We start from the raw sequence: 20,579 nt of genomic DNA, 5'->3' as shown, positions 1-20,579 counted from the left end.
GCGTCTTTTTCAAGGAGGCCGCATGTCATCTCCATTCAACGCAGCAGCCGGTTTCGTGCCGGGATTGTTCGACCGCCTGATGGGCGAGGGCGCCGCCGGCGGCAATCTGGCGCGGCTGTCGGTGGAACAGTTGAAGGACGCGGTGGCGCGCGACCTCGAAGAACTGCTCAACACGCGCGTGGCCTTGCCGGCCGGCGCGCTCGATGGATTCCCCGAATGCGCCGCCTCCATCGTCAACTACGGCCTGATCGACTTCGCCGGCATGTGCTTGTCGAGCAGTGACGACCGCGCCCGCATCTGCGCCGCCCTGACCGCCGCCATCGAACGCCACGAGCCGCGCTTGCGCCATGTGCGCGCGCGCCTGGAGCGCGAGGCCGGCTCCATCAACCGCGTCAGCTTTGTCATCAGCGCCACCCTGGCCGTGGCGCAGGCCAGTGAACCCGTCAATTTCGACGCCGTGCTGCAGCCATCGTCGCTGCGCTATTCGATCAACCGCAAGGGAGCCGCCGCATGAGCAACAACCTCAAGACCTTGATCGCCAAACTCAATGACACGGCGCGCACGGCCGCCACCCGCGCCGCCAGTATCTGCATGGGGCTGGGCCAGTACGAAGTCGATATCGAACACCTGTTCCTGGCCTTGCTGGAACAGGAGCGCAGCGATGTCGCCGTGGCCGCGCGCCGCAGCGATATCAGCATCACGGCGCTGGAAACGGATCTGCGCCGCGAGATCGGCAGCTTCAAGACCGGCAGCGCGCGCACGCCCGTGTTTTCGCGCCATTTGCCGCTGCTGTTCGAACATGCGTGGCTGATCGCTTCGCTCGGTGCGGCGCAACCGGCGGCGATCCGCAGCCGGCACCTGCTGCTGGCGCTGCTGACCGAGCCGGAACTGTCGCAACTGGCCTATCGCGGCTCCAAGTTGTTTGCGCGCTTCAGCGTCGAGCAGCTGAAACACCATCCCGACAAACTGACGGCCGGATCAACGGAAGAGATCATCGCATCGTCACCGCAGAGCGAGGCGCCAGGCGACGCCGTCGCCACCCTGGCCAGCCAGACGCCGGCGCTAGACCAGTTCACCACCGACCTGACGCAGCTGGCGCGGGACGGCAAGCTCGATCCGGTGATCGGGCGCGAAAACGAGATCCGCCAGGCGGTCGACATCCTGCTGCGCCGGCGCCAGAACAATCCGATTCTTACCGGCGAGGCAGGCGTCGGCAAGACCGCCGTGGTGGAAGGTCTGGCCCTGCGCATCGCCGCCGGCGACGTGCCCGAGGTGCTGCAGGGCGCCCACATCCATGCGCTGGACATGGGCCTGCTGCAGGCCGGCGCCAGCGTCAAGGGCGAGTTTGAAAGCCGGCTGAAAAACGTCATCGATGAAGTCGGCAAAAGCGTCCATCCCATCATCCTGTTTATCGACGAGGCGCACACCATGATCGGCGCCGGCGGCCAGGCGGGCCAGAACGATGCGGCCAACCTGCTCAAGCCAGCGCTGGCGCGCGGCGCCCTGCGCACCATCGCCGCCACCACCTGGAGCGAGTATAAAAAATATTTTGAAAAGGATGCGGCCCTGGCACGGCGTTTCCAGGTGGTGAAAGTGGAGGAGCCCAGCGAGGAGATTGCCTGTGCCATGCTGCGCGCGATGGCGCCGCTGATGGAGCGCCATTTCAATATCCGCGTGCGCGACGAAGCGATTGTCGATGCCGTGCGCCTGTCGCACCGCTATATCAGCGGGCGCCAGCTGCCCGACAAGGCCGTCAGCGTGCTCGATACGGCCTGCGCCCAGGTCGCGCTGGGGCAAAGCGCCACGCCGGCGCAGCTGGAAAGCGCCAGCCGCCAGCTCGAGCGCATCGCCGTTGAAATCGCCGCCCTCGAGCGCGAACAGGCCGGCGGCGAACACACTGGCCAGGCGGCCACCGCGCGGTTGCGGCAACTGCAGGGCGACGCCGAACAGGGCCGGCAGACCATCGCCGCCCTGGCGCAGCGCTGGCAGGCGGAAAAAACGCTGGTGGCGCAGATCACCGCATTGCGCGCCGGCCTGCAGCGCGAGCGCCCCGGCGAAGAGGGCGCTAGCGCCTTGCTGGCGCTGAAGCATGAACTGGCGGCGCTGCAAGGCGAGGCCCCCCTGGCGCCACTGGAAGTCGATGCACAGGTGGTGGCCGGCATCGTCGCCGGCTGGACCGGCATCCCGCTCGGCAAAATGGTCAAAGACGAGATCCGCACCGTATTGAGCCTGGACGCGGCCCTGCGCGAACGGGTGCTGGGCCAGGATCATGTCATCGATGCGGTGGCGCAGCGGGTGCGCACGGCGCGCGCCAATCTCGATGATCCGAACAAGCCGCAGGCGGTGTTCTTGTTTACCGGTCCGTCCGGCACCGGCAAGACCGAAACGGCGCTGGCGCTGGCTGACTTGCTGTATGGCGGCGAGCGCAAACTGATTACCTTGAACATGAGCGAATACCAGGAAGCGCACAGCGTGGCCGGCCTGAAAGGCGCGCCGCCGGGTTACATCGGCTACGGCGAGGGCGGTGTGCTGACCGAGGCCGTGCGGCGCCAGCCCTACAGCGTGGTGCTGCTGGACGAAGCGGAAAAAGCCCATCCCGACGTGCTCGAACTGTTCTTCCAGGTGTTCGACAAGGGCGTGCTCGATGATGCGGAAGGGCGCGAAATCGATTTTCGCAACACCATCATTATCGCCACCTCGAACCTGGGCTCGGGCGCCATGATGGCCGCCTGCCTGAACCAGCCCGAGGGCAGCCTGCCGACGCCCGAAGCGCTGGAGGAACTGGTGCGCCCGCAACTGGTAAAACACTTCAAGCCGGCCTTTTTGGGACGCCTGAAGGTGCTGCCGTTCTACCCCTTGAACGACGCCGTGCTGGCCGAGATCATCGGGCTTAAACTGGCGCGCATCGGCCAGCGCATCGCGCTCAACCACCAGGCCCGCTTCAGTCATGACGAGGCGCTGGTCGAAGCGGTGCTGGCGCGCTGCACCGAAGTCGATTCGGGCGCGCGCAATGTCGACCAGATACTCAATGGCAGCGTGCTGCCCGAGATCGCCGTGGCGGTGCTGGCGCGCATGGCCGACGCGCTGCCGCTGTCCAGCATCCACGTGGGCGCCGATGCCCACGGCCAGTTCACCTATACCATCCACTGAGGGGAGCGCACCATGTTCAACCTGGACCAACTGCTGCAGCCGGTCAGCCCGATCAAGCCCTGCGGCGAGGACCTCACCTTCAGCCAGGAACTCGACGCGATTGCCCGCGCGCGCCAGCACGACGACCCCAGCCTGGACCAGGGCGAGTGGGTGGTGGCATTGAAGGAAGCCGACTGGCCCTTCGTCGCCACCCGCTGCGAGCAGTTGATCGCCTCGCACAGCAAGGACTTGCGGGTGGCCGTCTGGCTGGCCGAGGCGCACGCCAAGACGCGCCATTTTCGCGGCCTGGGCGACGGCTTTGCGCTGTTGGCGGGCCTGTGCGAGCGCTATTGGGATGGCCTGTATCCGCCGATCGAGGGCGGCGACCCGGAACAGCGCATCGGCAACCTGTTCTGGCTGTTGACGCGCACGCCGCAACTGGTGCGCGAGGTGCCGCTGACCGATGGCGCCGACGGCCGGTTCTCCTTGCAGGACTTCGATGCGGCGCGCCAGCGCGCGGCGGCCAGTGCGCAAACGCCGGACCAGGGCTGGGGCGATGTGCGCCAGGAAGAGGGCGCGACGCTGGCGCAGATGGAAGCGGCGCGGCAGAAAAACGCACGCCAGTTCAGCGACGCCCTGCTGGCCGACGCGCAGTACTGCATGCAGTCGCTGCTGGCGCTGGAACGTTGCGTCGACGCGCGTTTCGGCATCGATGGCCCGAGCTTTCGCGCCGCCCGCGAGGCGCTGGAAAACGCCATCCATTTCATCGCGCCCATGCCGCTGGGCGCCGAACTGGTGGCGGCGCTGCCCGGTGCGCCGGCGGCGCATGGCGTCGGCAATGTCGGCGCCATCGTGCAGCGCCAGCAGGCGCTGGCCCAGCTGCGCCAGGTGGCCGATTTTTTCCGCCGCACCGAGCCGCATAGCCCGGTGGCCTACCTGGCCGACAAGGCGGCCAGCTGGGGCGAGATGCCGCTGCACCTGTGGCTGCGCGCCGTCGTCAAGGATCAGGGTACCCTGGCACAGCTCGACGAGATGCTGGGCAGCGATGGCACGGCAGGATAAGCGCGCTGCCGCCGTGGCACGCTACAATCGGCCTCACCCATCTGTCCGGAGTACACCATGAAAAAACTGCTGTTGCCGCTGCTGTTCACCGCATTGCTGGCCGGCTGCGTCGGCCGTCCCGACAATATTGTTCCGGTAAGCAATTTCAATACCACCAAATACCTGGGCAAATGGTATGAAATCGCCCGCCTCGACCATTCCTTCGAACGGGGCCTGAGCCATGTGACGGCCGATTACAGCCTGCGCCAGGACGGCGGCCTGAAAGTGGTCAATCGCGGCTACAAGGAGGCGGACGCCATCTGGAAAGAATCCGAAGGCAAGGCATATTTTGTCGACAAGAAGGACGAAGGCTTTCTGAAAGTGTCGTTTTTCGGCCCCTTCTATGGCTCCTACATCGTCTTCGACCTGGACCAGCAGGACTACAGCTATTCGATGATCAGCGGTCCCGACAAATCGTATTTCTGGCTGCTGTCGCGCACGCCCACCATGGATGCGGCCTTGCAGAAGCGCCTGATTGATAAAGCGCAAACGCTCGGTTTTGATACCACGAAGCTGATTATCGTGAAGCAGAACTGAGCCACGTTTGACGTTGTTGCTTTTTTGAATCTTCGTCCTTGCAATACCCATCTGATACGCTCACAATCAGCATCAGAACGCGCCGCGCCTGCGGACTACGCGTCGACTTTTTCAGATAGGGGACTGCATCATGAAAAACCTCAAGATCGGCGTACGTCTCGGTGGAGGTTTTGCCGCGGTACTGGCGTTGCTTACCACCCTCACCGTGGTCGGCATCGTGCAGATGCAACATGCCAGCAAACAGACCGATGAACTGGTCAATGTCAAGGTGCGCAACGAGCGCCTGATCGGTGAATGGGCCAAGGTCATCGAAGTCAACGCGGCGCGCACGGCGGCGGCCTGGAAGGTCAGCGACCCCGAACACCAGAAGCAATTCGAAAAGGAAATGGCGGCCTCGTCCGCACGCGCCACGGAAATCCAGGACGCGATCGGCAAGAGCCAGCTGAACGCCCAGGAACAATCGCTGTACCAGGACGTGCTCGCCACCCGCAAGGCCTACACGGAAGTGCGCAAGAATGTGTTCAAGGCCAAGAATGCGGGCGACCTGGAACTGGGCAAGCGTTTGTATGAAGGCGAGATGGCCGCCAAGCGCGATATTTACCTGGCTTCGCTGGATAAACTGGCCAAGCTGGAAGCGCAGCTGCTCGACGTGACGGCCGGCGAGATCCGCGCCGGCTACGAAAACGGCCGCTTGCTGCTGGCCTCGCTGGGCGTGGCGGCCATCCTGCTGGGCATCGCCTGCGCCTACTGGATCACGCGCTCGATCACGCGGCCCATCACGCGCGCCGTGGAAGTGGCGCAAGCCGTGTCGACGGGCGACCTGACCAGCGATATCGTGGTCGACAGCACGGACGAAACCGGGCAATTGATGCACGCGCTGAAAGACATGAACGACAAGCTGGTCAGCATCGTCGGCCAGGTGCGCGCCAGCACCGATTCCATCGGCACCGCGTCGAGCGAAATTGCGGCCGGCAACCTCGATCTGTCGTCACGCACCGAACAGCAGGCCAGCTCGCTCGAAGAAACCGCCTCGTCGATGGAGGAACTGACCTCGACCGTGAAACTCAATGCCGACAACGCGCGCAGCGCGAATCAACTGGCGATCGACGCCTCGCAGATCGCCAGCCGCGGCGGCGCCGTGGTGTCGGAAGTGGTCAGCACCATGGGCTCGATCAACGATTCCTCGCGCAAGATCGTCGACATCATCAGCGTGATCGATGCGATCGCTTTCCAGACCAATATCCTGGCCCTGAATGCGGCGGTCGAGGCGGCGCGCGCGGGCGAGCAGGGCCGTGGCTTTGCCGTGGTGGCCAGCGAGGTGCGCAACCTGGCCCAGCGTTCCAGCCAGGCCGCCAGGGAAATCAAGGGGTTGATCGACGACTCCGTGCAAAAAGTCGAGGCCGGCTCACAACTGGTGGACAAGGCGGGCCGCACCATGGATGAGATCGTGCAGAGCATCAGCCATGTGACGCAGATCATGAACCAGATCACCGACGCCAGCGAAGAGCAGCGCGCCGGCATCGAACAGGTCAACCAGGCCATCGGCCAGATGGACCAGGTGACCCAGCAAAACGCGGCGCTGGTGGAAGAAGCGGCGGCCGCCGCCGAATCGATGCAGGAACAGGCGTCGCGCCTGACCGACGTGGTGGGCCTGTTCAAGCTGGACGCCAGGCAGGTGACGCGCGCGGTGGCCGCCGCAGCCGTGACGACACGCCGTCCGCTTGCCGTCGCGGCCCCTGGCAAGCCACGCAAGGCAGTGGCGGCCACTGCCGGCGACTGGGAAGAGTTTTAAGCATCAGCAAGGGTGGGGCGCTACAATCGCGGTCCTGATGCATAGACCGCCCCACCATGACTTCCCTGACTGATCCCGTTTCTTCCCGGCGCGAACGCTGCGTCACCTGTTTGCGCGCGCAATCCGGCTGCATCTGCCAGTGGGTGCGGCCGCTGCCGCACCAGGTCGAGATATTGCTGCTGCAGCATCCGCTGGAAGTGCACAACGCCAAGGGCAGCGCGCGCCTGCTGCACCTGAGCCTGCCCAACAGCCGCCTGGTCGCTGGCGAATCGTTTGCTGCCGGGGAACTGGACGCGCTGCTGGCCGGCAAGCATAACGTCCTGCTGTATCCCGATACGCCCGGCGACCGCTCGCTGGGCATCGCGCCACCGCCGCCGCTCGATGCCTCGCTGCTGCTCGACCCGGCCGGCTTGCGGCTGGTGGTGCTGGACGCCACCTGGCGCAAGAGCCGCAAGATGCTGTACCTCAATCCCGCCCTGCAGCGCCTGCCACGTTTGCCGCTGCGCGACACGCCGCCATCCCACTACCTGATCCGCAAGGCGCATGCGCCGGACCAGTTGTCGACCCTGGAAGCGACTTGCTATGCGCTGATGCAGCTCGAAGATGAGGCCGCCCGTTTTGCGCCCCTGATCACCGCATTTGACGGCTTTGTCGCTCAACAGTTGAGCTATATCACGGCATTTGATGCAAAAAGCGTGAAATAAGCGAGTGACCACTCTTGATCTTGCCTTGATAGCGGCATAGTATACTGTACGTATATACAGTTGATGGGGCCGTTCATGAAAGCAATCTTCCCGGAGCATGACGACAATTTTGCCGGCCAGGTCATGCTGCCGCCGCAATCGCTCAAGGCGCGCAAGGGGCGCGGCGCCGTTTCCAACCTGCAGGGCCGCTACGAAGTGCACGGGCGCGAGGGCTTCGATGATGGCTGGAGTGCGCCCGTTGAAGAAGGCGAGGAGGCCGCCAGCCCCTGGAAAACCCAGGTCAGCGACGAGCAGGCGCGCACCATCCTGTCGCGCAACACCTCGCCCGACCTGCCGTTCAGTGTTTCGCTCAACCCGTATCGCGGTTGCGAGCACGGCTGCATCTACTGCTTCGCGCGCCCCACGCACAGCTACCTGGGCCTGTCGCCAGGACTCGATTTCGAAAGCCGCATCTTCGCCAAGGTCAACGCGCCCGAACTGTTGCGGCGCGAACTGGCCAAGCCGTCGTATGTCGCCGAACCGATCGCGCTGGGCGTCAATACCGACGCCTACCAGCCCTGCGAGCGCGAACGGCAACTGACGCGGCGCGTGCTGGAAGTGCTGCACGAATGCGACCATCCGGTGGGTCTGATCACCAAGTCGTCCCTGATCGAGCGCGATATCGATCTGCTGGCGCCGATGGCGGCCAGGCGACTGGCGTCGGTGGCGATCACGCTCACTACGCTGGACCCGGCCATTTCGCGCACGCTGGAGCCGCGCGCGGCCGCCCCGGCGCGGCGCCTGCGCACCATCCGCACCCTGACCGACGCTGGTATTCCCGTCGGCGTCAGCATCGCCCCCATCATCCCGTTCGTGACCGAACCGGAAATCGAACAATTGCTGGAAGCGGTGCGCGATGCCGGCGCCATCAACGCTCACTACGTGGTGCTGCGCCTGCCGTGGGAAGTCAATCCGCTGTTCCAGCAATGGCTGGAAGCGCATTTCCCCGAACGCGCCCAGCGCGTGATGAACCGCGTGCGCGAAATGCGCGGCGGCAAGGACTACGACAGCAGCTTCGGCGCGCGCATGCATGGCGAAGGCGTGTGGGCCGACCTGATACGCCAGCGCTTCGAAAAAGCCGTGCATCGCCTGGGCCTGCACGGCAAGGGCGGCCGCTTCAAGCAGCTCGACAGCACCCAATTCCGCCGTCCGCTGGTGGTGCCGCCGATGGGGCTCAAGGCAAAAGGTGGCAATGCGGGGCAGCTGGATTTGTTTTGAATGCGTGTTTTGAGTGCGGCCTGGCCCTTGCATGCATTGCCGCAAGCTGTCGTTTCTCCCCTTCCTGCTGGCCGACAGGCGCGCCAGCGGCACCCCGCACAGGGGCGTGGCGATTGATTACCACCAATACTTCCTGCTGATATAATACTTTTAATCAAGTTATAGACGAACTTCGCGCCCCCGGTGCTCACGCCATTGTCCCCGCACCGCAAGCCCAGCCCATGAGCTCCCTTTTCGACCACGAGATCATCGAACAGCTCCATAGCGGGCCGCGCTCGCTGGTCTGGCGCGCCAAGGCAGCCGACGGCACGGCGCTGATCGTCAAGGTGCCGAATCAGCAGTTTCCATCGTTTCAGCAAGTGGCGAACTTCAAGCGCGAGTATGCCAGCGCGCGCCTGTGCCGCCATCCGGGCGTCGTGCAGCCGCTGGCGCTGCAGCAGCATGGCGGCCGCTGGACCATGATCCAGGAAGACACGGGCGGCCAGGCGCTTGACCAGGTGCTGCGCGCGCAGCTGGCGGCACGCCAGGCGCCGTCGCAGAGCGCGCTGGCGCTGGTCGATTTCTTCGACATCGCGCTGCAATTGTGCGCGGCGGTCGAGGCGGTTCATCGGCAGGGCATGATGCACAAGGACATCAATCCGGCCAACCTGGTCTGGAATGGCGATACGCGCGTGCTGCAGCTGATTGATTTCGGCGTGGCCTGCGAGCTGGCGTCCGAGCAGCAGGGCGCCGCTACTACGCGGCATCTGGAAGGCACGCTGCGCTACATGGCGCCGGAACAGACCGGGCGCATGAACCGGCGGGTCGATCAGCGCGCCGATTTCTACGCGCTCGGCATCACTTTTTACGAACTGCTGGCCGGCCAGGTGCCGTTCGATGCCAGCGACGAGATGGAGCTGGTGCATTGCCATCTTGCGCGCAGTCCGGACTGGTCGCATCCGGCGCTGGCCAGCCTGCCCGGCCAGTTGCTGCCCATCCTCCAGCGCCTGCTGGAGAAAAATCCCGAGCAGCGCTACCAGAGCCTGCAAGGCTTGCGCAGCGACCTTGCCGCATGCCGCGCGCCGCTGCCGGGCCAGCCACGCCAGCTGTCGTTTCATGATGCCCGCTTCCGTGTGCCATCAACCTTGCACGGACGCGACGACGCCGTCGCCAGCTTGCTGGCGGCGCTGGAACGCAGCGCCGGCGGCGCGTGCGAGATGCTGCTGGTGGCTGGCGAGTCAGGCATCGGCAAGTCGGCGCTGGTGCAGGAAGTGCAGCAGTCCATCAGCGCCAGGAGCGGCTATTTTTTGTCCGGCAAACTGGACCTGCTGCAACGCGACGTGCCGTATGCCGCCCTGGTCCAGGCCTTCCAGGCGCTGGTGCACCAGCTGCTGGGGCAGTCTGCGGAAACGCTGCGCCAGTGGGCCGGCAAACTGCACGAGGCCCTGGGCAGCGGCCTGGGCGCGATGGTCGAACTGATGCCCCAGTTGGCCTTGATCGTCGGCCCCGTCGACGCGGTGCCGGCCGCCACGCCGTCTCAGGTCCAGTTGCGCCTGGACCGCCTGTTTCCCCGCTTCGTCGACGTGTTCGCCTCCGCGGGGCAGCCGCTGGTGCTGTTTCTCGACGACCTGCAATGGGCCGATGCGGCCACCTTGAGGATGCTCGAACTGCTGATGGTGTCCCGCGACAAGAGCCGCATGCTGATCATCGGCGCCTACCGCAACAACGAAGTGGGCGCCGCTCATCCCCTCAGTGCGCTGCGCAACAAGCTGCTGGGCCGCGGCGCACGCGTGACAACGCTGGCGCTGCGCGCCTTGACCGAGCCGCAGGTAGCGCAGATGGTCTCGGCCACCGTGCGCGTGGCGGTGCCCGGCTGCGCCGCGCTGACCCGCATTTGCTACCGCAAGACCGCCGGCAATCCCTTTTTTCTCAAGCAGTTCCTCGGTGCGCTCCATGATGACGGTCATCTGCGCTACCGGGCGGCGGAAGATTGCTGGGACTGGGACCTGGCGGCGATCGAGCAGGCCAGGTATACCGACAACGTGGTCGAGGCGCTGCTGGCGAAAATCCGCCGCCTGCCCGCAGCGACGCAGCAGCTGCTGCAGCTGGCGGCGTCGAGCGGCAACCGCTTCACCCTGGACACGCTGGCGCTGGCCATGCGGCGCACGTCCTTGCACGCGCAGCAGGATATGGCGCCGGCGCTCGTTGCCGGCCTGGTCCAGCCGCTCGCTGGCGATGATGGCGGCCGCTACCAGTTCCTGCATGACCGGGTGCAGCAGGCGGCCTATCTGGCGGCGGATGCGGATGGGCGCGCGGCCAACCATCTGCTGCTCGGCCGCTTGCTGCTGGCGCAGGCCGGCGAGCAACAGCAGGACGGCCAGCTGTTTGAAATCGTCGAGCAGCTCAACGCCGGCCGTGCGCTGATCGACGACGCCGGCGAAAGAGTGCGACTGGCGGCGCTGAACCTGCGCGCGGGCGAGAAAGCCCGGCGTTCGGCCGCCTTCCAGGCCACGCTGGAACACATGCGCATCGGTCTGGCGCTGCTGCCAGGCGAGGCCTGGCACGGTGACGACGTTCTGTGGCTCGACCTGCAGCTGGGCGCGGCGGAAGCGAGCTATCTGTGTGGCCAGTTCGATGCCGCCGAAGCGATCCATGAGCTGGTGCGCGCCCGCACCCTGGCGCCGCTATTGCAGGTGCGCCGCATCGCGATCCAGGCGCACCAGTATCAATTGCAGGGCCGCCTGCTGGAAGCCATCGCCGTGCAGCGCGAGGCGCTGGCGCTGCTGGGCATGGACATTGCGCACGATGTGGCGCAGATGAAGGCGCGCTTCGACGCGATTCGCGTCGAGATCGGGCAACTGCCTGGCGCCTGTGCGCCGCACACCTTGCTGGCGGCCGGCGACATGCTGGATCCGGCCGACGTGGCCGCGATGCAGATGATGCATGGCCTGTGGATGGCCAGCTATTACGCCGGTCAACAGGATCTCAGTGCGCTGATGGTGGTGTCGATGACACGGCTGTCGATGCAGCGTGGCAGCAGCGATTTCAGCGCCGTCGCCTATGTCGGCTACGCCATGATGATTGCGCTGTACGAGGGCGATGCGGCGCGCGGCCATGATTTCGGCGCCATGGCCTTGTCGCTGGCCAGGCGCCGCGCCAATCTGCAGGCGCGTACCCAGACGGGCCTGATGTTCGCCGCGCTGTCCAGCCACTGGACGCAGCCGCTGCGCAGTTCCGATGCCCTGTACGAAGAAGCCCTGGGCTGGGCGCTGGAAATCGGCGACTTCGTCCAGGTCGGGGTGGTGGCGTCCGTGCGCGCCACCGAGCGGCTGATCCTGGGCGACCACTTGCCGCACCTGATGCTCGATATCGAGCAGGACATGGCCCTGATGCGCGCCAACGGCCAGCAGGCGATGGCCGATTGCTGCGTCGCCGGCGCCGTTGCACCGATCAGGTGCCTGATGGGGCTGTCACCGCGCCACGACAGCTACGACGATGCGGGCTTCAGCGAGGCCGGTTTCCTGGAACAATATGGCGACTCGAAACTGTACCGTGCCTATTTTTTGCAAGGGAAGATACGCAACGCCTACCTGTTCGACAGTGGCGATGCCGAGCCGCTGGCCGCGCAACTGGGCAGCGTCACCGGCATCATGCGCGGCCAGGCCAAGGTGGTCGAGTCCAGTTTCTATGCCGCGCTGATCTGGCTGCGTGCCCTGCGGCGCGATCCCGCACGCGTTGATGCGGCCGACCTGCTGGCGCTGATCGACACGCTGCTGCACAGTCTTGCCGCGTGGGCCGGGCAGGGCTCGGACACCAGCATCGCCAGGCATCTGCTGGTGCAGGCCGAGATGGCGCGCTACCGCAACGAACTGCAGCTTGCCACGCGCCGCTACCAGCAGGCGATCGACGCCGCCGGCCTGGCCGGTCATGTGAACATGCAAGCGCTGGCCAACGAGCTTTGCGGCGAATGCTGGCTGGAGCAGGAGCAGCCGCGCGTGGCCGCCGTCTTCATGATGGACGCCATCGCCCATTACGGCCAGTGGGGTGCCGAGGGCAAGGTGGCGCAACTGCGCGCGCGCCACGCCGCGCCGCTGTCGAGGGCGCAGGCCCGCCATGCGCAAGGGCAGGCGCAGGCCGGTGCGCGCATGCAGGGCGGCTCCGCGCTCGACATGGTGTCGCTGCTGAAAGCGGCCACCATCCTGTCGAACGAAGTCGGCCTGCGCAACGTGCTGACACGCCTGATTGCCATCGTCTGCGAAAACGCCGGCGCACAGGTGGCGCGCCTGCTGCTGCTGTCCGATGGCGCCTACCATGTCGAGGCCGAGATTGACGGCGATGCCATCACCGTGCTGCAATCGCGCCAGCTCGACCTCGATGCGGCCGGCGACCCGCAGTTCCCGCTGTCGCTGCTGCGCTACGTCATCCGCACTGGCATCGAAGTGATCGAAGACGGCGTTACGGGCATGTCGCGCTTTGCCGCCGACCCTTACGTGCGGCAGCATGCGCGCGCCGTGATGTGCCTGCCGATCCGGCACGGCGGCCAGATCGACGGCATCCTGTACTTCGAGAACCGGCTGACCGATGCCTCTTTCACGCATGAACGCGTCACCTTTTTGCGCATGCTGGGCGCCCAGGCGATGATCTCGATCGCCAGCGCCAGGCTGCATGACAGCCTGGAACGGCGCGTTGCCGAACGTACCGAACAGCTGGAGGACGCCAACCGCAAGCTGGCGACCTTGTCGATCACCGATGGCCTGACCGGCCTGGCGAACCGGCGCCATTTCGACGACGTGCTGCGCAGCGAACATGCGCGCTCGATGCGCACCGGCCAGCCGCTGTCGGTCATCATGCTCGATGTCGATTATTTCAAGCGCTACAACGACCGCTACGGGCATCAGGCCGGTGACGCATGCCTGATCCGCGTGGCGCAGGCGCTTGCCGGCCGCATGCGGCGCACCAGCGACCTGACGGCGCGCTACGGCGGCGAAGAGTTTTCGATCGTGCTGCCCGACACGGACGCGCAAGAGGCGTGGCATATCGGCGAAGCGCTGCGCAGCGCCATCGAGACGCTCGGCATCGTCCACGCCGGTGCGGATGCGGGACAGGTGACGATCAGCGTGGGCATCGCGGTCCAGCCGGCGCCGTGCGCCCTTGATCCCGACGCGCTGTTGCGCCTGGCCGATGCCGCTCTGTATGGCGCCAAGGACGCCGGGCGCAACTGCGTGGTGGTGCGGGAACTGTCGCCCACCTGAGCTTCATCAGGTCTCGTGCGCCACAAACCACTCGCCCAGGAAGGCGAGCATGGTGCGGCTGATCGCCCTCGGGTGGGCGCGCGACATATAGATCGCGTGGATGCCCATCGAGTGGGGCTGGTAGCCGGGCAGCAAGGCCACCAGTTGCCCGCTGGCGAGCAGCGGCGCGGCGGAAAACACGGGCTGCAGCGAAATGCCGGCGCCTTCGACCGCCGCCTGCAGCAGCACCACCGATTCATTCGCGCTCAGGCTGCCGCTGACGGGCACGCTGACGGTGGCGCCCGCATGCTCGAAATGCCACAGGCTTTTGCCGAAATAGGTATAGGTGAGGCAGTCGTGGGTGGCCAGGTCCGCGGCCTGCCGTGGCGTGCCGTGCTCGCGCAGGTAGGCGGGCGAGGCGCACACCACCGAGTGGCAGATGCCCAGCGGGCGCGCGATCACGCCGGGATCGAGCTGGTTGGTGATGCGGATCGCCAGGTCGATTCTTTCCTCGACCAGGTTGACGGCGCGGTTGTCGATGCGCAGGTCGACCGCCGCCTGCCGGTGGCGTTTCAGGTAGGCGGCGATCGCCGCCGCCAGGGTGGCCTGCGCCAGCGACTGCGAACAGGCGATGCGCAGGATGCCGGTCGGCTCGTCATCGCCGGTGTCGCCCACGCCGGGCATCTTGTCGGCCAGCGACAGCAGTTCCTGGCAGCGCAGCAAGGTGATGTCGCCGGCGGCCGTCAGGTTGATGCGGCGTGTGGTGCGGTGAAACAGGCGCGCGCCGGCCCAGCTTTCCATTTCCGCCAGGTAGCGGGTGACCATGGCGCGCGACATGTCGAGCAGTTCGGCGGCGCCGCTCAGGCTGCCGCATTCGGCGATGGTGACGAACACTTTCGCGGCGACGATGCGGTCCATCGGGCACGTCCTTTCAGTTATGACTTGCGCGATTCACGCAACAATCCATTGCATTCTAAGCGATTTATCGAACAGGCCGAGGCGGCTACCATGCTGTTGTCGCCCGCCCTCCGGGCCTGAACTGTTCAAAGGAAACCACCATGCACCGCCGCCACCTGATCGCTACCCTGTTCGCCGTTGGCCTGTCCACCTTGCTGCCGGCCGCGCACGCCGCCACGCCACTGCGGCTGCAAGTCTACAATCCGGGCGAGCAGGCGATCTTCCCTGTCAGCGCGGTGATCGTCAGCGGCGAACGCGAGGCGATCCTGGTCGACGCCCAGTTCCAGCGCAACGATGCGCTGGCGCTGGTCAAGCAGATCCAGGACAGCGGCAAGACCTTGCGCACCGTGTATGTCAGCCACAGCGACCCCGATTACTACTTCGGCCTGGACGTCATCCACGCCGCTTTTCCGGCTGCGAAAATTGTCGCCAGGCCGCAGACGGTGGCCGCCATCAAGTCCAATATGGACGCCAAGCTGGCCTATTGGGCGCCGATCATGAAAGACAATGCGCCACGCGCGCTGGTGCTGCCGCAAGTGCTGCATGCGGACCACCTCACGCTGGAAGGCAAGCGCATCGAGATCAAGGGGCTGAAAGGCGCCAGCCCCGAGCGCAGCTATCTGTGGATCCCCTCGCTGAAAACCGTCGCCGGCGGCGTCGTCATCAGCAATGGCATCCACGTCTGGGTGGCCGACACGCAAACACCGCAGTCGCGCGCCAACTGGCTGGCCACCCTGGACCAGATCGCGGCATTGAAGCCGCAAGCCATCGTGCCCGGCCACTACCTCGGCGCGGCGCCCAAGGGCCAGGCCGCGCTGGACTACACGCGCAACTACCTGCAGGCGTTCGAAACGGCGGCTCTTGAAGCGAAGGATTCGGCCGCGCTGGTCAAGGCCATGCAAGCCAGGTTCCCGCAGGCCGGCGAGAGCGCTTCGCTGGAACTGGGCGCGAAAGTCATCAAGGGGGAAATGACATGGCCACAGTAAGCCTGCCGGTGCTGCATTACGTTTACGATCCGCTGTGCGGCTGGTGCTACGGCGCCGCGCCCTTGCTGCACGCCGCGCAGGCGATTGAAGGCCTGGCCATCGCGCTGCACGGTGGCGGCATGATGAGCGGCGCCAACCGCCAAAGCGTAAACGACCATCTGCGCCGCCATGTGATGGCGCATGACCGGCGCATCGCACAGGCGAGCGGCCAGCCGTTCGGGCAGGCGTACTTCGACGGCTTGCTGCGCGACACCGGCGCCGTGTTCGATTCGACCCCGCCGACCACCGCCATCCTGGCCGCGCAGGAGATCGCCGGCCTGGGCCTGGCAATGCTGCACCGGATCCAGCACGCCCATTATGTGCTGGGCCAGCGCGTCCCCGATGCCGGCGTGCTGGCACGACTGGCGCAGCAGCTGGGCCTCGACGCCGGCCTGTTCGCCACGGCGTCCGCACGGCTGGCCGGCGCCGCCACCGAACAGCATGTCGCGCACAGCCGGGCCTTGCTGGCACGCCTGGGCGGGCAGGGCTTTCCCACTTTGGCGCTCGACCACGGCGATGGCCGCATGATGCGTCTCGACCTGGGCAACTGGCTGGGCCGCCACGCAGAGTGGGCCGATTATCTGCGCCGGCAGCTGCCTGCGCAAACGGCGCCCGGCCAGATGGGCGGCGGCGCAGCTTGCGCCCCGGCGGGCTGCGCCGTGTAGCAACCGTTGTTGTTTTCCGTTCCCCCGATATCGCTTGACAGTGCCATGCATGCCGTCTAAAGTCCCATTAAATCAATAGGTCAGATAATTGACCTTTATAACAATGGAGACGTAGATGAAACAACATATCCTGGCCCTGGCCATCCTGTCGGCCTGCTCGAGCATGGCCGCCGCGCAATCGTCGGTCACCATGTACGGCATGGTCGACATGGGCGTGGTGCGCGAATCGGGCGGCGCGGCCGGTTCCGTCACCAAGCTGACCAGCGGCGTGGAAAACGGTTCGCGCATCGGCTTTCGCGGCACCGAAGACCTTGGTGGCGGTAACTCGGCCATCTTCCTGCTCGAATCGGGCTTCCAGGCCGATACCGGCGCGCTGGGCCAGGGCGGCCTGCTGTTCGGCCGCCAGGCGTATGTCGGCCTGGCCGGCAACTGGGGCACGCTCACTTTGGGCCGCCAGTACGCACCGAACTACACCACCATGACCACCGTCGGCGATCCCTTCGTGGCGGGCCTGGCCGGCGTGTTTTCCAGCGTGTTTGCCAATTCCGGCGCGCGCATGAACAATGCCGTCAAATACGTGTCGCCCAAATTCAATGGCCTGAGCGGCGAAGTGGTGTATGGCGCCGGCGAAGTGGCGGGCAGCAATTCCGCCTCCAGCGTGGCCGGCGCGGCCCTGGCCTACAGCGCGGGCGCCTTCAACATGCGCGTCGGCTACCACCATCGCGACAACGATACGGCGACCTTGAAAAACCAGAGCGCGGCGCGCAATACCCTGCTGGCCATGAATTACGACTGGAAAGTCGTCAAGGGCTTTTTTGCGTATGGTGTCAACAAGGGCCTGAACAGCTCGCAGCTGTCGAACCCGAACGCCTATGGCCTGGCGGTGGCGGCGCGGCCCAGCACCGACAGCCGCGACCTGCTGGTCGGCGTCACGGTTCCTGCCGGGCCGGGCCGCGTGATCGCCTCGTATATCCACAAGGATGACCGCACGGCCTTCAACCAGGACGCCTCGCAGTACGCGATCGGCTACACTTACCTGCTGTCGAAACGCACCGACCTGTATGCCGCCTACGGCAAGATCAGCAACGAAAACGGCGCTTCCTACACCGTCAATTCGGCCATCGACACGGGCTCCGGCAACCGCGCCTTCAACCTTGGCATGCGCCACCTGTTCTGAGTCAAGGGAGCTACCATGACAATTGTTTCCGCCACCCTGCGCCCCTGCGTGCAGCCTTTGGCCGACCCCACCTGGAAATTCGCCCGCGCCACCGTGCCCCGGCTCGATGGCTGGGTGCTGGTGCTGGAGGATGACAATGGCGTGCGGGGCCTCGGTTATGCCCACGCCATCCCCGCCATTACCGGCTCCGGCGACACCGTGCGCGCAGCGCTGGAGTTCATGCTGCCGCAGTTGGTCAAACGCGATCCGGCCGCGCTGCGCCAGATCATGCTGGATATCGACGCGCGCCTGGCGTTCTGCAATTCCGCCAAGGCGGCGGTCGACATGGCGCTGCACGACCTGCTGGCGCGCCGTCTGAACGTGCCGCTGCATGTGCTGCTGGGCGGCGCCGTGCGCACCAGCGTCACCCAGGCGCGCATCCTGGCCATCAAGCCGCCGCTGGAGATGGCAGCCAACGCGGCAAGGCTGGCCGGGCAGGGCTATCGCCAGCTGAAACTCAAGCTCAGTGGCGACAGCGCGCTCGACGTGGCGCGCGTGGCCGAAGTGCGCGCCGCCGTTGGCGCCGGCGTGATCCTGACCCTGGATCCGAACCAGTCGTATGGCGTCAAGCAGATGATGGCGGCGTTTGCAAAAATGGAAACGCACGATATCGCGCTGATCGAGCAGCCGCTTCCCGCATCCGACCGGGCCGGCATGAAGCTGTTGACCGATACCTTGCCGGTGGCGATCGAGGCCGATGAAAGCGCGGTGACAGTGGCCGACGTGCTGGCGCTGGTCAGCGGGCGCATGGTCGACGTGATCAATCTGAAGGTGACCAAACTCGGTGGCCTGCGCAACTTCCTGGCCGCCGTGCAGATCTGCGAAACGGGCAATGTCGCCTGTCGCGTCGGTGCCACTTTCGGCCCGGCGCTGCTGCAGTCGGTGGCGCTGCAGGCGGCGTCCTGCATCGCCAGCCTGCCGTATGGCTGCGAGCTGGCCGAGCACCTGCACTTGCACGACGATCCGTTTACGCCACTGCCTGTCATCGACGGCCAAATGCGCTTGCCATCGGGCGCAGGCTGTGGGGTGGACTATGTCTAGAAACATGCTGATAAAAGGGATGATCATGCTGACCATCGGTGCTGCTTCAGCAGCCCAGGCGGAGCGCAGCCGCGTGCTGCTGCAGGACGGTCAAACGCGGATCGACGTGATCGTGGACGGCAAGGCAGACGGCGAGGGCGACGCCATTGTGTTGCTGCCCTCGTCGCAGCGCGGCAGCGATGATCTCGACGCGGTGGCCGAACAGCTGGCGGCACGCGGCATGCGCGTGCTGCGTCCGCAGCCGCGCGGCTTTGGCGCCAGCCGGGGCGAGATGAAAGACCTCACCTTGCACGTGCTGGCGCAGGACGTCGCCGCCACCATCCGCCAGCTCGGCGCCGGCCGTGCCATCGTGGCCGGCCACGCCTACGGCCATTATGTGGCGCGCGTGGCGGACCTCGACCATCCGCAACTGGTGCGCGGCGTGGTGATGCTGGCCTCGGCCAGCGCCAATGCCGACGCCACCTTGCCCAAGGCGCTGGACGTCGCCGCCGACAGTGCCCAGCCCGAAGCATTGCGCCTCGATGCCCTGCGCCGTGCCTTTTTCGCCACCGGCAACGATCCGCGTCCGTGGCTGGAAGGCTGGCAGCCGGAACTGGCGGCGCTGTACCGCAAGGCCGCCAAGACACCGGCACGCGCGACGTGGTGGCCGGTCAGCCATGCGCCCGTGCTCGACCTGCAGGGCGAAGATGATCCCTGGAGGCCGCGCGCCAGCGCGTCGGAGGTAAAGGAGGTATTGAAGGAAAAGGCGACGGTGGTGGTAATCCCGCATGCCAGCCATGCCTTGCCGGTGGAGCAGCCGGAAGCGGTAGCCAAGGTAATTGCCGAGTGGGCGGCCAGTATTGCGCGTTAACAAGTAGGTCGGATTAGGGTCTGTCTGACTGAACTTAATTGAGGTTGGATGGTCATAGGGCGATGAGCCGAACTGACCTTACCGAAAAGCAGTGGCGCAAACTTGAGCCCCATCTGCCTTCCAACCCCCATCACGGTCACGTGTATGTCGAGCATCGGCACGTGATCAATGGCATCCTATGGCGCTTGCGAACAGGTGCTCCCTGGCGTGATATTCCGCCGCGCTACGGTCCTTGGCAGACCTGCTATGACCGATTTGTTCGTTGGTCGAGAAATGGCACTTGGCAGCGACTTCTCGGGGTAATGCAGGCTGCAGCCGACGAGGCCGGCCTGGTGGACTGGGATGGCGCTGCGCTCGACGCCACACACATCAAGGCCCAGCGCAGTGCCGTCGGGGTACGAAAGACGCTGCCAGCAGCCGAAAAAAGGGGGCCGTAACTGACGAGTGGCTGGGGCGTTCACGCGGGGGCATCACCAGCAAAATCCATTTATGCGTCGATGGACACGGTTTGCCGCTATCCGTTCTTGTCACTGCCGGCCAGTGTAGCGATGCCGCCCACGTCGGCCAGGTACTCGATGCTATCAATGTGCCTCGTCCGGGCCGTGGTCGCCCCCGAAAAAGACCATCGAGCGTGCGCGTCGACCGTGCTTATGGTGCGCGGCATTATCGGCAACAGATCCAGGCCAGAGGCATTCGATGCATTTGCCCTGAACGTCAAGATGCGCGACAGAACCGTCTGCGCAAGGGACGTCGAGGTGGGGCGCCGCCGCGCTTTGATGCACAAGCTTACAAAGGCCGCAATGTCGTCGAGCGCGCGATCAATCGCCTGAAAGATTTCCGCGCCGTCGCAACTCGCTACGACAAACGCGGACACAACTATTTGGCAGGCGTGTCTATTGCAACAATAATCCTATGGCTCCTTTGAAATCAGTCAGACAGACCCTAGCGCGCAGCGCGTAATCCGACAACACCACAGTCCATGCCAACCATGTTGTCGGATTACGCGAGGCTTCGCCTCGCTAATCCGACCTTGTATTATTCCTCTCATGCGGTTGGTGGTGTTGCGAACAACATCGACCGCTGTCAAAATTCTTG

At 65.5% G+C, this 20,579-nt stretch carries 15 protein-coding genes; 14 read left to right on the top strand and 1 reads right to left on the bottom strand.

Going from position 1 to position 20,579, the window contains the following annotated elements; translation table 11 throughout:
- Nucleotides 1-22 precede the first annotated feature (22 nt).
- The 8 genes from tssE (at nucleotide 23) to ACP7B7_RS26070 (ending at nucleotide 13,751) form a co-directional block, all read left to right on the top strand.
- Nucleotides 23-514, top strand: coding sequence for a type VI secretion system baseplate subunit TssE (gene tssE / locus ACP7B7_RS26105; protein ID WP_308925355.1), 492 nt, complete (start codon nucleotides 23-25; stop codon nucleotides 512-514).
- Nucleotides 511-3,150 (top strand): type VI secretion system ATPase TssH, encoded by a 2,640-nt coding sequence (gene tssH / locus ACP7B7_RS26100; RefSeq protein WP_308925356.1) that lies wholly within the window; start codon nucleotides 511-513, stop codon nucleotides 3,148-3,150. The genes tssE and tssH overlap by 4 nt, the downstream gene beginning before the upstream one ends.
- A gap of 12 nt (nucleotides 3,151-3,162) precedes the next feature.
- Nucleotides 3,163-4,191: a type VI secretion system protein TssA gene (tssA, locus tag ACP7B7_RS26095; protein WP_308925357.1), complete on the top strand. Its 1,029-nt coding sequence runs from the start codon at nucleotides 3,163-3,165 to the stop codon at nucleotides 4,189-4,191.
- A 57-nt stretch (nucleotides 4,192-4,248) separates the two neighbouring features.
- Nucleotides 4,249-4,767, top strand: a complete 519-nt coding sequence (locus ACP7B7_RS26090) for a lipocalin family protein (RefSeq protein ID WP_308925358.1) — start codon at nucleotides 4,249-4,251, stop codon at nucleotides 4,765-4,767.
- A 130-nt stretch (nucleotides 4,768-4,897) separates the two neighbouring features.
- On the top strand, nucleotides 4,898-6,559 hold the full coding sequence (locus ACP7B7_RS26085) for a methyl-accepting chemotaxis protein (RefSeq protein WP_426078621.1): 1,662 nt from the start codon (nucleotides 4,898-4,900) through the stop codon (nucleotides 6,557-6,559).
- 56 nt (nucleotides 6,560-6,615) lie between these two features.
- The gene (locus ACP7B7_RS26080; RefSeq protein ID WP_426078620.1) at nucleotides 6,616-7,263 is read left to right on the top strand and encodes a tRNA-uridine aminocarboxypropyltransferase; all 648 of its coding nucleotides are present in this window, start codon (nucleotides 6,616-6,618) and stop codon (nucleotides 7,261-7,263) included.
- Between the two features lie 123 nt (nucleotides 7,264-7,386).
- Nucleotides 7,387-8,520 carry a PA0069 family radical SAM protein gene (locus ACP7B7_RS26075; protein WP_426078634.1) on the top strand — a complete coding sequence of 378 codons (1,134 nt, stop codon included), beginning with the start codon at nucleotides 7,387-7,389 and terminating at the stop codon, nucleotides 8,518-8,520.
- A gap of 221 nt (nucleotides 8,521-8,741) precedes the next feature.
- Nucleotides 8,742-13,751 carry a diguanylate cyclase gene (locus tag ACP7B7_RS26070; protein ID WP_426078619.1) on the top strand — a complete coding sequence of 1,670 codons (5,010 nt, stop codon included), beginning with the start codon at nucleotides 8,742-8,744 and terminating at the stop codon, nucleotides 13,749-13,751.
- A 6-nt stretch (nucleotides 13,752-13,757) separates the two neighbouring features.
- Here the strand turns inward: ACP7B7_RS26070 and ACP7B7_RS26065 are convergent, their stop codons facing one another.
- Nucleotides 13,758-14,648 (bottom strand): LysR family transcriptional regulator, encoded by an 891-nt coding sequence (locus ACP7B7_RS26065; protein ID WP_426078618.1) that lies wholly within the window; start codon nucleotides 14,646-14,648, stop codon nucleotides 13,758-13,760.
- A gap of 140 nt (nucleotides 14,649-14,788) precedes the next feature.
- Here ACP7B7_RS26065 and ACP7B7_RS26060 point away from each other — a divergent pair, with 140 nt between their 5' ends.
- The 6 genes from ACP7B7_RS26060 to ACP7B7_RS26035 all read left to right on the top strand — a co-directional run bounded on the left by ACP7B7_RS26060 (nucleotide 14,789) and on the right by ACP7B7_RS26035 (nucleotide 20,409).
- Complete coding sequence (locus ACP7B7_RS26060) at nucleotides 14,789-15,673, top strand: MBL fold metallo-hydrolase (RefSeq protein ID WP_426078617.1); 885 nt, start codon at nucleotides 14,789-14,791, stop codon at nucleotides 15,671-15,673.
- Nucleotides 15,674-15,675: 2 nt separating this feature from the next.
- Nucleotides 15,676-16,377, top strand: coding sequence for a DsbA family protein (locus ACP7B7_RS26055; RefSeq protein WP_426078633.1), 702 nt, complete (start codon nucleotides 15,676-15,678; stop codon nucleotides 16,375-16,377).
- Between the two features lie 115 nt (nucleotides 16,378-16,492).
- Nucleotides 16,493-17,554: a porin gene (locus ACP7B7_RS26050; protein WP_426078616.1), complete on the top strand. Its 1,062-nt coding sequence runs from the start codon at nucleotides 16,493-16,495 to the stop codon at nucleotides 17,552-17,554.
- A gap of 15 nt (nucleotides 17,555-17,569) precedes the next feature.
- The gene (locus ACP7B7_RS26045; protein WP_426078615.1) at nucleotides 17,570-18,634 is read left to right on the top strand and encodes a mandelate racemase/muconate lactonizing enzyme family protein; all 1,065 of its coding nucleotides are present in this window, start codon (nucleotides 17,570-17,572) and stop codon (nucleotides 18,632-18,634) included.
- A gap of 25 nt (nucleotides 18,635-18,659) precedes the next feature.
- A complete protein-coding gene (locus ACP7B7_RS26040; protein WP_426078614.1) occupies nucleotides 18,660-19,484 on the top strand; it encodes an alpha/beta fold hydrolase in 825 nt (274 codons plus the stop codon).
- 62 nt (nucleotides 19,485-19,546) lie between these two features.
- A protein-coding gene (locus ACP7B7_RS26035; RefSeq protein ID WP_426078613.1) for an IS5 family transposase occupies nucleotides 19,547-20,409 on the top strand; the annotation gives its coding sequence in 2 pieces (ribosomal slippage) (nucleotides 19,547-19,889 and nucleotides 19,889-20,409; 864 coding nt in all).
- The last annotated feature ends 170 nt before the right edge of the window (nucleotides 20,410-20,579 follow it).

It is taken from the genome of Janthinobacterium sp. PSPC3-1 (assembly GCF_049896105.1).
In the GTDB taxonomy this organism is placed as follows: domain Bacteria; phylum Pseudomonadota; class Gammaproteobacteria; order Burkholderiales; family Burkholderiaceae_D; genus Janthinobacterium.
This window is presented reverse-complemented; position numbering and strand designations above follow the sequence as displayed.

Excerpts from the sequence above, each read along its gene's own strand:
- tssE (WP_308925355.1), top strand. The coding sequence starts at position 23 with ATGTCATCTCCATTCAACGCAGCAGCCGGTTTCGTGCCGGGATTGTTC.
- tssH (WP_308925356.1), top strand. The coding sequence starts at position 511 with ATGAGCAACAACCTCAAGACCTTGATCGCCAAACTCAATGACACGGCG.
- tssA (WP_308925357.1), top strand. The coding sequence starts at position 3,163 with ATGTTCAACCTGGACCAACTGCTGCAGCCGGTCAGCCCGATCAAGCCC.
- ACP7B7_RS26090 (WP_308925358.1), top strand. The coding sequence starts at position 4,249 with ATGAAAAAACTGCTGTTGCCGCTGCTGTTCACCGCATTGCTGGCCGGC.
- ACP7B7_RS26085 (WP_426078621.1), top strand. The coding sequence starts at position 4,898 with ATGAAAAACCTCAAGATCGGCGTACGTCTCGGTGGAGGTTTTGCCGCG.
- ACP7B7_RS26080 (WP_426078620.1), top strand. The coding sequence starts at position 6,616 with ATGACTTCCCTGACTGATCCCGTTTCTTCCCGGCGCGAACGCTGCGTC.
- ACP7B7_RS26075 (WP_426078634.1), top strand. The coding sequence starts at position 7,387 with ATGCTGCCGCCGCAATCGCTCAAGGCGCGCAAGGGGCGCGGCGCCGTT.
- ACP7B7_RS26070 (WP_426078619.1), top strand. The coding sequence starts at position 8,742 with ATGAGCTCCCTTTTCGACCACGAGATCATCGAACAGCTCCATAGCGGG.
- ACP7B7_RS26065 (WP_426078618.1), bottom strand. The coding sequence starts at position 14,648 with ATGGACCGCATCGTCGCCGCGAAAGTGTTCGTCACCATCGCCGAATGC.
- ACP7B7_RS26060 (WP_426078617.1), top strand. The coding sequence starts at position 14,789 with ATGCACCGCCGCCACCTGATCGCTACCCTGTTCGCCGTTGGCCTGTCC.
- ACP7B7_RS26050 (WP_426078616.1), top strand. The coding sequence starts at position 16,493 with ATGAAACAACATATCCTGGCCCTGGCCATCCTGTCGGCCTGCTCGAGC.
- ACP7B7_RS26045 (WP_426078615.1), top strand. The coding sequence starts at position 17,570 with ATGACAATTGTTTCCGCCACCCTGCGCCCCTGCGTGCAGCCTTTGGCC.
- ACP7B7_RS26040 (WP_426078614.1), top strand. The coding sequence starts at position 18,660 with ATGCTGACCATCGGTGCTGCTTCAGCAGCCCAGGCGGAGCGCAGCCGC.